This window comes from Agrobacterium sp. NPDC090283 (assembly GCF_044769685.1).
Classification (GTDB): domain Bacteria; phylum Pseudomonadota; class Alphaproteobacteria; order Rhizobiales; family Rhizobiaceae; genus Agrobacterium.
This window is the reverse complement of the sequence record NZ_JBIVYG010000010.1, coordinates 159,355-173,704: the sequence shown is the minus strand read 5'-3', so window position 1 is coordinate 173,704 and position 14,350 is coordinate 159,355. Positions and strand designations below refer to the sequence as shown.

Annotated in this window: 11 protein-coding genes; 4 read left to right on the top strand and 7 right to left on the bottom strand. The window is 62.0% G+C overall.

Annotated features, from left to right (window positions below; all coding sequences use genetic code 11):
* Nucleotides 1-226: 226 nt before the first annotated feature.
* A complete protein-coding gene (locus tag ACIQUH_RS16385; RefSeq protein WP_400816890.1) occupies nt 227-1,192 on the top strand; it encodes an aliphatic sulfonate ABC transporter substrate-binding protein in 966 nt (321 codons plus the stop codon).
* 291 nt (nt 1,193-1,483) lie between these two features.
* Here ACIQUH_RS16385 and ACIQUH_RS16380 read toward each other — a convergent pair whose 3' ends face one another.
* The 5 genes from ACIQUH_RS16380 to ACIQUH_RS16360 form a co-directional block, all read right to left on the bottom strand.
* Entirely contained in the window at nt 1,484-2,308 is an 825-nt protein-coding gene (locus tag ACIQUH_RS16380; RefSeq protein WP_174056994.1) for a class I SAM-dependent methyltransferase, read from the bottom strand.
* Nucleotides 2,309-2,392: 84 nt separating this feature from the next.
* The gene (locus ACIQUH_RS16375) at nt 2,393-2,659 is read right to left on the bottom strand and encodes an usg protein (RefSeq protein WP_400816959.1); all 267 of its coding nucleotides are present in this window, start codon (nt 2,657-2,659) and stop codon (nt 2,393-2,395) included.
* Between the two features lie 168 nt (nt 2,660-2,827).
* Complete coding sequence (locus ACIQUH_RS16370) at nt 2,828-3,658, bottom strand: ABC transporter permease (RefSeq protein ID WP_400816887.1); 831 nt, start codon at nt 3,656-3,658, stop codon at nt 2,828-2,830.
* Nucleotides 3,655-4,458, bottom strand: coding sequence for an ABC transporter permease (locus tag ACIQUH_RS16365; protein WP_400816885.1), 804 nt, complete (start codon nt 4,456-4,458; stop codon nt 3,655-3,657). The genes ACIQUH_RS16370 and ACIQUH_RS16365 overlap by 4 nt, the downstream gene beginning before the upstream one ends.
* 112 nt (nt 4,459-4,570) lie before the next feature.
* Nucleotides 4,571-5,344: an ABC transporter substrate-binding protein gene (locus ACIQUH_RS16360; RefSeq protein ID WP_309591659.1), complete on the bottom strand. Its 774-nt coding sequence runs from the start codon at nt 5,342-5,344 to the stop codon at nt 4,571-4,573.
* A gap of 336 nt (nt 5,345-5,680) precedes the next feature.
* Between ACIQUH_RS16360 and ACIQUH_RS16355 the strand changes: the two genes are divergently transcribed.
* Nucleotides 5,681-7,930, top strand: coding sequence for an OmpA family protein (locus ACIQUH_RS16355; protein WP_400816882.1), 2,250 nt, complete (start codon nt 5,681-5,683; stop codon nt 7,928-7,930).
* Nucleotides 7,931-8,111: 181 nt separating this feature from the next.
* Here ACIQUH_RS16355 and ACIQUH_RS16350 read toward each other — a convergent pair whose 3' ends face one another.
* Complete coding sequence (locus ACIQUH_RS16350) at nt 8,112-9,035, bottom strand: pseudouridine-5'-phosphate glycosidase (protein ID WP_400816880.1); 924 nt, start codon at nt 9,033-9,035, stop codon at nt 8,112-8,114.
* A 29-nt stretch (nt 9,036-9,064) separates the two neighbouring features.
* Nucleotides 9,065-10,006 carry a carbohydrate kinase family protein gene (locus ACIQUH_RS16345; RefSeq protein WP_400816878.1) on the bottom strand — a complete coding sequence of 314 codons (942 nt, stop codon included), beginning with the start codon at nt 10,004-10,006 and terminating at the stop codon, nt 9,065-9,067.
* Between the two features lie 246 nt (nt 10,007-10,252).
* Between ACIQUH_RS16345 and recA the strand changes: the two genes are divergently transcribed.
* The gene (gene recA / locus ACIQUH_RS16340) at nt 10,253-11,344 is read left to right on the top strand and encodes a recombinase RecA (protein ID WP_269340932.1); all 1,092 of its coding nucleotides are present in this window, start codon (nt 10,253-10,255) and stop codon (nt 11,342-11,344) included.
* 231 nt (nt 11,345-11,575) lie between these two features.
* Nucleotides 11,576-14,239 carry an alanine--tRNA ligase gene (gene alaS, locus ACIQUH_RS16335; protein ID WP_400816875.1) on the top strand — a complete coding sequence of 888 codons (2,664 nt, stop codon included), beginning with the start codon at nt 11,576-11,578 and terminating at the stop codon, nt 14,237-14,239.
* Nucleotides 14,240-14,350: the final 111 nt, after the last annotated feature.

The following is a 14,350-nucleotide window of genomic DNA, read 5'->3' as shown; positions in this document are numbered from 1 at the left end:
ATTTGGGGCTTGTCTTTCCCCATTAATCTGGCCCGCCAGGGGCTGATCCTGCCGGAAGGCCCATCCGGTTGCGCCGCCGAGGTATGACAATCTTATTCCGCCCATACCGGCAAATTCGCACATTCAATTCTCCCGGCACTCTCTCCGCGCAAAGGGTGATTTTGATAAAATCGCTCGAATATATACGCTTTTACTGTCGAAGGATGGAATAGCGAGGGATATCCATATGCTCACACGACGCGGAACATTGGGACTGATTGCAGGTGCGACCGGGGCGGTGTTTCTGCCGCATATCCGGCGGGCGGGTGCCGCAACCACGACGTTGCGGATTGGCTGGCAGAAGAATGGCGTGATAGCGCTGGCAAAAAGCCAGGGTGCGCTCGAGGCGCTGCTGAAGGATCGCGGCATCGAGGTCAAATGGTCGGAATTTTCCTCCGGACCGCCGCTTCTCGAAGCGCTGGGTGCCGGCGCGCTGGATATCGGGCCGACCGGCGATGTGCCGCCGCTTTTCGCGCAGGCCGCCGGCGGCAATCTGCGTTACGTTGGCACCTACAAGGCGGCAGCCGGCGGATCGGCCATCCTTGTGCAGAAGGATTCGCCGCTGAAGACGCTGGAAGACCTGAAAGGCAAAAAGGTCGCCTTCAAGCGCGGCTCCAGCGCCCATAATGTCACCGTCAAGGCGTTGCGAAAGGCGGGGCTGACGTTGAGCGACATCACGCCCGTCGACCTTGCCCCACCGGATGCCGCAGCCGCCTTTCGCAGCGGCAGCATCGATGCCTGGTCGATCTGGGATCCCTATTTTGCCGTGGCGGAAAAGGAGCCGACGACGCGAGTTCTCTCGACCGCCGAAGGCATTGTCGATCCGTGGAGCTATTTTCTCGGCAATGGCGATTTCGTCGAGGCCAATCCCGATCTCGTGCCGCTGATCCTCAAGGAGCTCGCAAATGTCGGCGCAGGAGCGCAGGCCAATATCGATGCAACGGCAAAATCGCTGGCGGCGATCACCGGTGTTCCGGAGGATGTCACCAAGGTTTCGCTGACGCGACCCGGTGCCGATCTCGGGCGAGTGTCGCTGGTTCCGGATGAAGCCATCGCCTATCAGCAGGCGCTTGCGGATGAATTTTACGATCTGAAGATCGTGCCGAAGAAACTCAAGGTGGCGGATATCGTCTGGCGGCCGAAGGCGAGTTGAGCGGGCGGGAAAAGGTGAGTCTCTTCAACCTGCTGGCGGATGTTGCTGAGAGGTTGATTCAGACGGGAGCCTTGTTCGCCACTTATATGGTGAGCGGATGCCGCTTGTTTCTTCTCCCCGCCGGGGAGAAGTCCGCGGCAGCGGGATGAGGGGGCAAGGGTAGAGATAAACCGAGAGCTTGCCCCCCTCATCCGACCCTTCGGGCCACCTTCTCCCCGGCGGGGAGAAGAAATCTGCCGCAACGTCTGCGACAAGCCATTGCCGTTTTAATGATGTAATGCCGAAGCGACCTCAGCCCTTGAGCTTGGCAATCACCAGGTGGCCGGGTGTCGGATTGCCGTCCTGCATGCGCACATTGATGTCGGTCACTTCGAGAACCTCGAAACCGGTGGCGGCCAGTCGTTCCCGTACATAGGTTTCGGCATGGGCGAAACGCTGGTGCGGGCCGACCATATATGGACGTCCGGCCAGGGTCGCTTCAGGCAGGGTCTCCGACGAGAAGATCAGCAGGCCGCCGGCATTGAGGTTTTCGGCGGCGCCGAAAAACAGCGGCTCCAGCGCGCCGAGATAGGGTAGCACATCGGTTGCGGTGATGATGTCGAAGGGCTCGTCGTCATTGTCCTCGAGGAAGTCTTCGGCTTCGGCGACGTAGAGCGTCTCGTAAAGGTCCTTCTCATGGGCGATCTCGACCATGTTTTCGGAAATGTCGATGCCGGTAATGTCGTCGGCCATATCGCGCAGCGCTTCGCCGGTAAGGCCGGTGCCGCAGCCGAGATCGAGCAGGCGCTTGAAAGGGCCGAGGTTCAGCGTCTGCAACCGCTGGCGCACCATCATCGGCACGGCGTAACCGAGCTGTTCGACAAGAATATCCTCGAAGGCTTCGGCATGCTGGTCGAACAGGGTTTCAACATAGGCGTCCGGCGCCTTCGGCGGGGTTTCACCCCGACCCATGGCGGCGATGCGAACGGCCGCGCCACCGTGATCGTCCGGATCGATGGCGAGAACCTCCTCATAGGCCTTTACCGCCGCGTCCACATCGCCGGCTTTTTCAAGCGCGAGCGCACGGTTATAGGCCTCGGCAAGCGCCTCTTCGTCGATTTTCTGGTTCTTCGTCATCGTGCCTTATCCGTCAGCGTCATCAGTTGGCGTTTGCTGTAAGCCGCATCGGAGACGGGCGCAATGTTTATGTGGTGCGATGGCTCAGTGGATGATGAACTCCCCCTTGAGCGCGCGCCATTCCTGCGCCGAGATCACCTGACGATGCACGTAGCGGACGGAATGCAGCGGTCCGTCGAGCTTTTCCTGCCAGAATTTGAGGAAGCCATGCATTTCGGGGAAATCCGGGGCGAGATCATAGTCCTGCCAGACATAGGTCTGCAGAACCAGCGGATGATCCGGCAGGCGATACAATATCTGGGCGGTGGTGAGGCCGTAGCCTCTCAGCATCATTTCCATGTCCTTGTTCATGACGGCGGTTCCCGTTTCCATGATTGCCGATCACAGCGTTACCGCTGTATCGAATATGGGAACACGTCATGGTTAATCCAAGCTTGCCAAAGACATGGTGTGTCACAAAATATTTATATTTTTCAAAATGTTGGCAGCCTTCATTGATGAGTGCTGCCAACTTTGCGACTAGCGCTTGAGATGCCGGGTCAGGCGGGCTTCCAGCCAGGCCCAGACATGCCGCAGCGTTTCGACGATCGTCAGGTAGAAGATCGCGGCCCAGAGATAGGCCTGATAATCGAAGGTGCGGGAGAAGGCGTAACGGGTCTGGCCCATCAGATCGAAGACCGTGACGATGGAGACCACCGCCGAACCCTTGATCATCAGGATGATCTCGTTGCCATAGGGACGCAGCGCCACGATGAGGGCCTGCGGCAGGATGATCTTGCGGAAGGTGATGAATTTCGAAATACCGAGCGAGGCAGCCCCCTCATGCTGGCCGCGCGGCACGCTGCGGATTGCGCCGCGCAGGATTTCCGCCTGATAGGCGGCGGTGTTGAGGGTGAGCGACAGAAGGCCGCAATACCAGGCCTCGCGGAAGAACCACCACAGGCCAACGGTTTCCAGCCCCTGGCGGAAGCTGCCGAGGCCGTAATAGATCAGGAAAAGCTGCGCCAAAAGCGGCGTGCTGCGGAAGACATAGACATAGGCATAGGCCAGCGCGCCGAGGACGCGGTTTTCCGACATGCGGGCAAAGGCGATCGGTACCGAAAGAATGGCGCCGAGAATGATCGAACTGCCGACGAGGGTGATGGTGGTGATGAGACCATCGATATAGCGCGGCCCGTAACGCTGGAATTTGTCCCAGTCCCAGCCCTCGATCATGGCGAAGATCAGCGCGGCGGCGAGCAGCGCCCAGAGCGTGATGACGGCGATGCCGACGATGCGCGAAATATTGAGCGGCTTGTCCGCGACGGCGGGGGCGGGGCGGGGTGGAATGAGTTCCTGAATGTGGCTCATCGGCTCACCTCCGACTTGCGCGACCAGCGATCGATGAAGCCAATCCCGATCGACGAAAGCAGCGCCAGGATGAGGTAGAGCAGGCAGGCGATGCTGTAGAAGAAGAAGGCTTCCTTGCTGACACGGGCGGCGATGCCGGTCTGGCGGATGATATCGGCAAGGCCGATGATCGAGACGTAGGACGTGTCTTTCAGCAGGATGACCCAGAGATTGGTCATGCCGGGCAGGGCGATCCTGACCAGCTGCGGAATGATGATGAGCACCATGGTGCGGCCCCGCGAAAGCCCAAGGGCCGCGCCCGCCTCATATTGCCCCTTGGGTATGGCCTTGAAGGCGGAGAGCAGCACTTCAGACGCATAGGACGAAAACACCACTGACAGCGCCACCATGCCCGCCACGAAGGCGTTGATCTCGACGGGGCCGGTAATGCCGACATAACCGGCCACCGATTGCAGCAGCATCTGGATGCCGTAATAGACGATGAAGAGCGTCAGGAGTTCCGGCAGGCCACGGAAGATGGTGGTGTAGATACCGGTCGCCAGCCGCAGCGATTTTTCTTCCGATTGCGCGGCAAGCGCGATGAGGAAACCGATCAGCAGCCCGACGGGCAGGGTGGCGAGCGCCAGCGAGATGGTGACCTTGACGCCGAAGGCGATTTCATCGCCCCAGCCCGCATCGCCGCAGGCGACCAGGGTGCCGTTTCCGAAAAGCGAGAAGAGTCCGACCGGTCCGCAGAAGGGATCGAGAAGTGTCGAGACATAGGTCCAGAACGCACCTATGGCGGAAAATGCTCCGCTCATGCCAGTTTTCCCCCGCGGTCTTAAGCCGCCGTGATTGTTATGCTGACGTTTTCAAACAAAAATGGCGGAAGGGCAAGCCTTCCGCCACCAGATTTCAACAGATCGAACGGGCTTACTCGCCGTAAACGTCGAAATCGAAGTATTTTTTGTTGATCTCCTGATACTTGCCGCTGGCGCGGATGCCGGCGATGGCGGCCGTGAACTTGTCGGCCAGCGCCGTGTCACCCTTGCGGACGGCGACGCCCGCGCCATTGCCGTTGATCTCGACATCGACCTTGAGCGGCGTCAGGATCTTGCAGCAGGCGCCGGCATCGGTCTTCAGCCATTCCGAAAGCACGACGATATCGTCGATGACGGCGTCGATACGGCCATTGGCGATATCGAGCTTATATTCGTCGGCGGTCGGATACATCTTCACGTCGGCATCCGGGAAGTGCTTTTCGGCATAGTTGGAGTGGGTGGTGGAACCCTGCGCGCCGAGCGACTTGCCCTTGAGATCGTCGAGGGACTTGATCGGCGAATCCTTCGGCACGGCGATGGCCGGCGGGGTGTTGTAATATTTCTTGGAGAAGTCGACCTTCTCGAGACGCTCGGGCGTGATCGACATGGACGCGATGATGGCGTCGAACTTCTTGGCCTGAAGGGCGGGAATGATGCCGTCCCAGTCATTGGTGACGAAGGTGCACTCGGCCTTCATTTGTTCGCACAGCGCCTTGGCGATGTCGATGTCGAAGCCGGTCAGCGTGCCGTCGGCTTCGAGATTGTTGAAGGGCGGATAGGCGCCTTCGGTGCCGATGACGATCTTGTCCTGCGCAAGGGCTGCGCCTGAAAACAGCGAGATGGCGGCAATCGATACGGCTGCGAGCAGACGGGTGGAAATAGGCATTTCGATCCTCTCTTTTGGTCGTTCATCCGCAGTCTGTTGTTGTTTTCAGTGCGGACGCCATGGGCGCAGGGCGCGGCGGATGATACCGCCTGTCGCCTTCAGCGCGGATGCGATTATTCATCCGGTTGGTCAAAAAATGCAACTGCAATATTAGTCACCGCGATTGTGCCGCAGAGCTTCCACGAAAACGCCTTGATCTGTTCATTTCCGGTACACAAGGCTTTGTCCATCATGGGAACTGAAGCGTGTGCGGGGCGTTGACCAGCGCCCGCACGCGCAGCCGGGCTCAAGATGTCGCAAGACTGGCGACCAATAATGGCAGATGAGGAAACACCGATGCTGAAGAAGAACACATTGCTGACGGGGGTGGTTTTCCCCCTCATGTCGCTGGCGATTGCGGTGGAGCCGGCCGCGGCCGGTTTTGCCGGCGCTGCGCGGACGCAGACGCCCGTGTCGCAGGCGCTTCCCGGCGATGCTGCGACCGGTCAGGTTACACTGGCGCAGGCGCAGCCGGAAGAACCGAACCCGGAAGAGGAACTGCGCAAGCGGCGCAAGCAGGCCGAAGAGGCGCAGCCGCAGGCCGAGCCGAAGAGACAGGAGCGTGCGCCTGAACCGGAGCCCAAGCGCGAAGCCGCGCCCGCCGAACCGCGCCCTGAGCCGCAACGGGAACCCCAGCGCGAGGCGCCGCCGCAGCCCGAACCGCAGCAGCGCGAGGCCCGCCCGGAGCCCGCGCCGGCCGAGCAGCCGCAGGAGCGTCCCCGCAAACCCGAACGCGCTCAGGAGCCGCAGGGCGAGGGCGAACAGCGCCCGGCACGCCAGCGGGAGGCCGCGCCCGAAGCCGCACCTGCCGAAGAACAGCCGAAGGAACGTCCGCGCAAGCCGGAACGGGCGGAACAGCCCGCAGGTGAGGGCGAGCAGCGTCCGCGCAAGGAGCGCGCCAAGGAACCTGCCGCCGAACAGGAGCCCGCAGCACGGCCTGAAAACGCCGGTGAGCCGGCCAAGCCCCGCGAACCGGCACCCGGCAAGAAGCCACAGGTAGAGGAAAAGGCCCCGGAACAGAAAGCCGAGCCGGCCGAAAAAGCCGTTCCGGAGAAAAAACCGGCCGCCCCCGAGCCCGCCGCGAAGGAAGCACCGGTTCCGACCGAAGCGCCAACGCCCGCGCGTCCGCCGGCACCTGAAGCCCAGCCCAACCCTGCACCGGGCCGCCAGCCTTCGGAACAGCCGCCGGTAGAGGGTCAGGGTAGAACCGAGCCCGCGGCTCCGCTGCCAGGTGCGCCGACGCCGCCGCCGAGCGGTACGACGACCGGACAGGCGCCGGCCGGCGAGCCCGTTCCCAATCAGGTCGCCGTTCCCCAGACGGAAGCACCGCCGATGAGCAAGGAGGAACTGGACAAGGCCAAGGCGATCGCCAAGGACCCGTCCAAGACCGCCGATACCGTCATTCTGCCGGTCGACAAGGGCGCCGCCGTTCTCGACAGCGACAAGGAAGTGGAACGTTCCGGCAACCGCCAGACCCGCGAGGAGCGCCGTCGTGAACGCGAGCAGGCCGGTGACGTGAAGGTTCCGACCTCCGACGCCGAAGCGCAACGCGCCGGTGCCGCCGAAGGCAAGGCCCCGCCGCCGCCCGTCAAGATGGAGGCCATCACCTCCCAGCAGGGCGAGCGTGTCGACCGTCGTCCGCAATATGAGCGGCCGGAAGGCGTGCGCGAGTGGCAGCCGCGTGAAGGCCGTCCGCGTGATCGTGACCGCGATGCGCCGATCATCCTGCAGTTCGGCGACCGCGTCGTGGTACGCGGCGACGACAATCAGCGCTTCATCCGCGATGGCGGCGAGCCCTATTACGAGCGTCTGCCCGGCGGCCGTGTCCGCGAAACCGTGGAGCGCCGTGACGGCACGCAGGTGGTGACCATCCGCAACCGTTATGGCGACGTGATCCAGCGCTCGCGCATCGACGATCGCGGCCGCGAATATGTGCTGTTCTATGCGCCGGAGCTGATGGAAGATCCTGACCGCGATTACGTCTATCGCGATCCGGGCCTCGACCTGCCGCCGATGCGTCTGCGCATTCCCGTGACGGACTACATCATCGACACTTCGAGCGATCCGGACCGCGATTATTACCGCTTCCTGGAGCAGCCGCCGGTGGAGCCGGTGGAGCGTGTCTATTCGCTGGACGAAGTGCGTTACTCGGCCCGTATCCGCGACAAGGTGCGCCGTATCGACCTCGATACCATCACCTTCGCCACCGGCAGCGCCGAAATCCCGATGACGCAGGCCCGTTCGCTACGCAAGGTGGCGGATGCGATCAACAAGGCGCTCACCAAAAACCCGGGGGAAACCTTCCTGATCGAGGGTCATACCGATGCCGTCGGTTCGGATGAAAGCAACCTCGTTCTTTCCGACGAGCGCGCCGCTTCCGTCGCCAATGTGCTGACCGACGTTTACGGCATCCCGCCGGAAAACCTCGCGACTCAAGGCTATGGCGAGCGTTACCTGAAGGTCCAGACGCTCGGCCCGGAACAGCAGAACCGCCGTGTCACCATCCGTCGCGTGACGCCGCTGGTGAAGCCGGTCGCCCAGAACTGATAGGCTTCGACAGGAAAAACAAAGGCCCGGAAGCGCAAGCTCTCCGGGCCTTTTATTGTTGGCGACAAGTCTTTCCAGCAATGCGACGTCATCCTCGGGCTTGACCCGAGGATCCATTTATTTGCACCGGAGTGTGGATCCTCGGGTCAAGCCCGAGGATGATTAAGGATGGGCGGCTGTCTCAGCTCAATGCCACGGCGATTTCCGCCGCAAGCTGCGCATTGTTGCGCACCAGCGCAATATTGGTTTCCAGACTGCGGCCATCCGTCAGGCGGAAAATGTCGCCGAGCAGATAGGGGGTGACCTCTTTGCCGGTGATTTCGTCGCGCTCGGCGTGGGAGATGGCGCGGTTGATGTAGATTTCCATCTCCTCGCGCGGAATTTCGTCCTCTTCCGGCACGGGATTGGCCACCAGCATGCCGCCATCGATGCCGAGCTGTTCGCGGGTTGCCTGGAAATTGGCGATGGCCGCCGGGCTGTTCAGCGAAAGCGGGCTCGGCAGGCCGGAGGAGCGCGACCAGAAGGCCGGGAATTCTTCCGAGCCGAAGGTGACGACCGGCACGCCGTTGGTTTCGAGAACCTCGAGCGTCTTCGGAATATCGAGGATCGCCTTGGCGCCGGCGCAGACGACGATGACGCCGGTCTTGGCCAGTTCGGTCAGATCGGCGGAGATGTCGAAGGTCTCTTCCGCGCCCTTGTGCACGCCGCCGATGCCGCCGGTGGCGAAAACGCGGATGCCGGCGCGGGCGGCGGCGATCATGGTGGCGGCCACCGTGGTGGCCCCCGTGCGGCGCTCGGCGATCGCGAAGGCGATATCGGCGCGCGAGACCTTCATGGCGTCGGTGGTCTGGGCCAGCGCCTCGAGCTGGTCTTTCTCAAGGCCGATATGCAGGGTGCCGTGAATGACCGCGATGGTGGCCGGAACCGCGCCCTGATCGCGGATGATCTGTTCGACGCTTTCCGCCATTTCGATATTGCCGGGATAGGGCATGCCGTGGGTGATGATGGTCGATTCAAGTGCGACGATCGGCGCACCGCGCTGCTTGGCGGCGGCGACTTCCTCAGAATAGACGATGGGCAGGAGCGGGGAGATGGGGCGGGTCATTTCATCTGTTCCAGTTTTTAAAAGCGGGTTCATGCCAGCATTTCCGCCTGGGGAACAAGCCCCAACATGGCGTCGACACTGTCTTTTGATAGGTCCTGGGAGGTGGCGAAGGGGGACTGCACGGTGATGGCGGCCGCGGCCGCGCCCTGCCTCAACGCTTCCGCAATCGTCTTTCCCTCGGCGATGGCGGCGAGATAACCCGATGCCATGGCGTCGCCCGCCCCCGTCACATCCTTCACCTCGCGGATGAGGGGCGGATGGAGGATTGCTTTTTCCGTTCCGTTGAAGGCCAGGACTTCGCTTGCGCCGCGGGTGACGACGCCGCCGGAAAGCCCGGCCTTGCGCAGGATGTCGGGCCAGTCGCGCACATTGACCGCCGTCTCGCCGGTCAGCGCTCGAGCTTCCGCCTCGTTCATGAAGAGGATGTCGATATCGCCGAGCGCCGCTTTCAGCCTCACCGCTTTGGCGGGCGAAATGGCGATGGCCGCGAGCGGCTTTTCGCAGGCGCGGGCGACGAGGCCGAGCGCCGTCAGCGTATCATCGGGCAGATTGGCGTCGCAGAGCAGGATATCGCTCGCCGTGATCGCCTCGCGCACCGCCCGCACCTTCAGGCGGCGCGGCGTGAAGAGCTTGTAGAGGTCCATATCGGCCAGCGCGATGACGAGATTGCCGTCGCGCTCCAGAATGGCGGTGTAGCTTGGCGTGCGGCGGTCGAGGAAGGTGAACGGCGTATCTTCAACGCCCGCCTGCCGTGCTGCCTCCGCAACCGCCTCACCGGTCACGTCGCCGCCGCGCGGGGCGATGATGCGGACCTGAAAACCGAGGCGGGAGAGATTGCGCGCGGCGTTGAAACCGCCGCCGCCTGCCTCTTCCATCCAGGAGCCGGGGTTGCTCGCGCCGGGCGCCGTCTCGGTCTCGATCATGCCGCGCCTGTCGATATGCGCACCGCCCAGAACGAGTATTTTCTTCACGCTTGTATTTCCCTCTCTGGCGGATGGAAAGACCGGGCGATTCGGCCTAAACTGATGTCTTCCTGACCTCGCATCCGGTTTGCGGCTATAGGCCCGGCACGGAAAAACGAAAGCAGAACAAACGACTTATCGCTATTTGTTTTCAATATGCTGGCCCAGCCTTGCGAAATGAGAACAAATAGAGTACATACCGTTTCCATACTGCTTCATTGCCTGTGCGGCTTCAATAACCTAAAGGTGGTTCGGATGGCACAAAATTCTTTGCGTCTCGTAGAGGATAAATCGGTGGATAAAAGCAAGGCACTGGAAGCGGCGCTCTCCCAGATCGAACGGTCGTTCGGCAAGGGATCGATCATGAAGCTCGGTTCCAATGAAAATGTGGTTGAAGTGGAAACCGTTTCGACGGGTTCGCTCAGCCTGGATATCGCGCTGGGCATCGGCGGTCTGCCGAAGGGGCGTATCATTGAGATTTACGGTCCGGAAAGCTCCGGTAAAACGACGCTGGCGCTGCAGACGATTGCGGAAGCCCAGAAGAAGGGCGGCATCTGCGCCTTCGTCGACGCCGAACATGCGCTCGATCCGGTCTATGCCCGCAAGCTCGGTGTGGATCTGCAGGGCCTTCTGATCTCGCAGCCGGATACGGGCGAGCAGGCGCTTGAGATCACCGATACGCTGGTGCGTTCCGGCGCGGTGGACGTGCTCGTGGTCGACTCCGTTGCGGCACTGACGCCGCGGGCGGAAATCGAAGGCGAAATGGGCGACAGCCTGCCGGGTCTTCAGGCCCGTCTGATGAGCCAGGCGCTGCGCAAGCTGACCGCCTCGATCTCCAAGTCGAAGTGCATGGTGATTTTCATCAACCAGATCCGCATGAAGATCGGCGTCATGTTCGGTTCGCCGGAAACGACGACGGGCGGTAACGCGCTGAAGTTCTACGCCTCCGTGCGCCTCGACATCCGCCGTATCGGCGCCGTCAAGGAGCGCGAAGAGGTTGTCGGCAACCAGACGCGCGTCAAGGTCGTCAAGAACAAGATGGCGCCGCCCTTCAAGCAGGTGGAATTCGACATCATGTATGGCGAAGGCGTTTCCAAGACCGGTGAGCTGGTCGATCTCGGCGTGAAGGCCGGTATCGTCGAGAAATCCGGTGCCTGGTTCTCCTATAACAGCCAGCGTCTGGGGCAGGGGCGTGAAAACGCCAAGACCTTCCTGCGCGACAATCCGGATACGGCCAACGAGATCGAACTGGCGCTGCGCCAGAATGCCGGTCTGATTGCCGACCGCTTCCTGCAGAATGGCGGCCCGGACGCCGGCGAAGGCGACGACGGCAGCGACGAGGGCTGATGCCGTCTGCGAAGGTCCGGGCATCGCCGCCCGGAGACTTTGCCGAGCCGATATGGATCAAAAGGGTCGTGCGATTTTTCTTCGCGCGGCCCTTTTTCCTTGCCTATATGTCTTGCTTCGCCTCCATGGCTGGACAGGGCCGGGTGCGGACGATAAAAGCCAGTGATTTTGCAATATAGCCATCCTTCGGGGGTGGCGGTGATGGACTCCAGCTGTGAGCGGTGTGTGGGCATGAGCGGTGTGAATGAAATTCGGTCGACCTTTCTCGACTACTTCAAGAAGAACGGACACGAGATCGTGCCCTCCAGCCCGCTGGTGCCGCGCAACGATCCGACACTGATGTTCACCAATGCCGGCATGGTGCAGTTCAAGAACGTCTTCACCGGTCTTGAAAGCCGCCCTTATTCCACGGCCGCTTCGGCGCAGAAATGCGTGCGCGCCGGCGGCAAGCATAACGACCTCGACAATGTCGGTTATACCGCCCGTCACCACACCTTCTTCGAAATGCTCGGGAATTTCTCCTTCGGCGATTATTTCAAGGAAGAGGCGATCACCCATGCCTGGAACCTGATCACCCGGGAATTCGGCATCGACCGCAACCGTCTGCTGGTCACGGTCTATCACACCGACGACGAGGCCTTTAACCTCTGGAAGAAGATCGCCGGTTTCTCCGACGACCGCATCATCCGCATTCCGACCAGCGACAATTTCTGGGCGATGGGCGATACCGGTCCCTGCGGTCCCTGTTCGGAGATATTCTACGATCATGGCGATCACATCTGGGGTGGACCGCCCGGTTCGCCGGAAGAGGATGGCGATCGTTTCATCGAAATCTGGAACCTCGTCTTCATGCAATATGAGCAGTTGACGAAGGAAGAGCGCATCGACCTGCCGCGTCCGTCGATCGATACCGGCATGGGTCTGGAGCGCATTTCCGCGCTGCTGCAGGGCAAACATGACAATTACGATACGGACCTGTTCCGCGCGCTGATTGCGGCTTCCGTCGAAGCAACCGGCGTTCCGGCCGAAGGCGAAAAGCGCGCCAGCCACCGGGTCATTGCCGACCATCTGCGCTCGTCCGCCTTCCTGATCGCCGATGGCGTCCTGCCATCGAATGAAGGCCGTGGTTACGTTCTGCGCCGCATCATGCGTCGCGCCATGCGCCATGCCGAGCTTCTCGGCGCGCGCGAGCCGCTGATCTACAAGCTGCTGCCGGCACTGGTGCAGCAGATGGGCCGCGCCTATCCGGAACTGGTCCGCGCCGAGGCGCTGATTTCCGAGACGCTGAAGCTTGAGGAAACCCGTTTCCGCAAGACGCTGGAGCGTGGCCTGTCGCTGTTGTCCGATGCCACCTCGACGCTGCACAAGGGTGACATGCTGGATGGCGAAACCGCCTTCAAGCTTTACGACACCTATGGCTTCCCGCTCGACCTGACGCAGGATGCGCTGCGTGCCCGCGAAATCGGCGTCGATATTTCCGGCTTCACCGATGCGATGGAGCGCCAGAAGGCCGAAGCCCGCTCGCATTGGGCCGGCTCCGGCGACAAGGCGACCGAGACGATCTGGTTCGAGCTCAAGGAAAAACTCGGCGCGACCGAGTTCCTCGGTTACGACACCGAAACCGCCGAGGGCGTCATCCAGGCGATCGTCAAGGACGGCAAGGCCGTCGAGAGCGCTGCCGATGGCGAGACCGTGCAGGTCGTCGTCAACCAGACGCCGTTCTACGGCGAGTCCGGTGGCCAGATGGGCGATACCGGCGTGATCTCCGGCGACAATGGCGCCTTTGCCGTTTCCGATACCCAGAAGAGGGGTGAAGGCCTGTTCGTGCATTTGGGCACGGTCTCTAAGGGTGGTCTCAAGGTTGGCGATGCCGTTCAGCTGACGGTCGATCATGACCGCCGCTCGCGCCTGCGTGCGAACCACTCCGCCACCCATCTTCTGCATGAGGCGCTGCGCGAAGTGCTCGGCACGCACGTCGCCCAGAAGGGTTCGCTGGTTGCGCCCGAGCGCCTGCGCTTCGACGTTTCGCATCCGAAGCCGATGTCGGCCGAGGAGCTGAAGGTCGTCGAAGAAATGGCGAACGAAATCGTGCTGCAGAACTCGCCGGTCGTGACCCGTCTGATGAGCGTCGACGATGCCATTGCCGAGGGCGCGATGGCGCTGTTCGGTGAAAAATACGGCGACGAAGTTCGTGTCGTCTCCATGGGCACCGGCCTGCATGGCGCAAAAGCCAACCGTCCTTATTCCGTCGAGCTTTGCGGCGGCACGCATGTGGCGGCCACCGGCCAGATCGGGCTCATCCGCATTCTCGGCGAAAGCGCCGTTGGTGCGGGCGTGCGCCGCCTTGAAGCCGTAACGGGGCAGGGCGCGCTTGCCTATCTCTCCGAACAGGATGAGCGGGTGAAGGCACTCGCTTCGTCGCTGAAGGTTCAGCCGGGCGATGTGCTGTCGCGTGTCGAAGGGCTGCTCGACGAGCGCAAGAAGCTGGAGCGCGAACTTGCGGATGCGCGCCGGAAGCTTGCCATGGGCGGCGGTTCGGCGGATGCCGGCGCAAGCGACGTCAAGCAGGTTGCGGGTGTCAATTTCCTGGCGAAATCCATGTCCGGCATCGATGCGAAGGATCTCAAGGGTCTTGCCGATGAGGCCAAGGCCAATCTCGGTTCCGGCGTCGTGCTGCTGATCGCGGTTTCCGAAGACGGCAAGGCAAGTGCTGTCGCTGCCGTGACCGAAGATCTGACCGCCCGTTTCAGCGCTGTCGATATCGTCCGCACCGCGTCCGCAGCTCTTGGCGGCAAGGGTGGCGGTGGTCGCCCTGACATGGCGCAGGCCGGCGGCCCCGATGGTGCAAAGGCGCAGGACGCGATCGAAGCGGTGGCGGCGGCGCTGGCCGCCTAATCCCCCAAAACCACAGGGTTGGTCCGGTTTTCCGGGCCAACCGCTTCCGTTTTCACCAATGGGGTGAGGACGGTCGGTTGCCGGCCTCGTTTGCCGGGCACCCAACTGAGC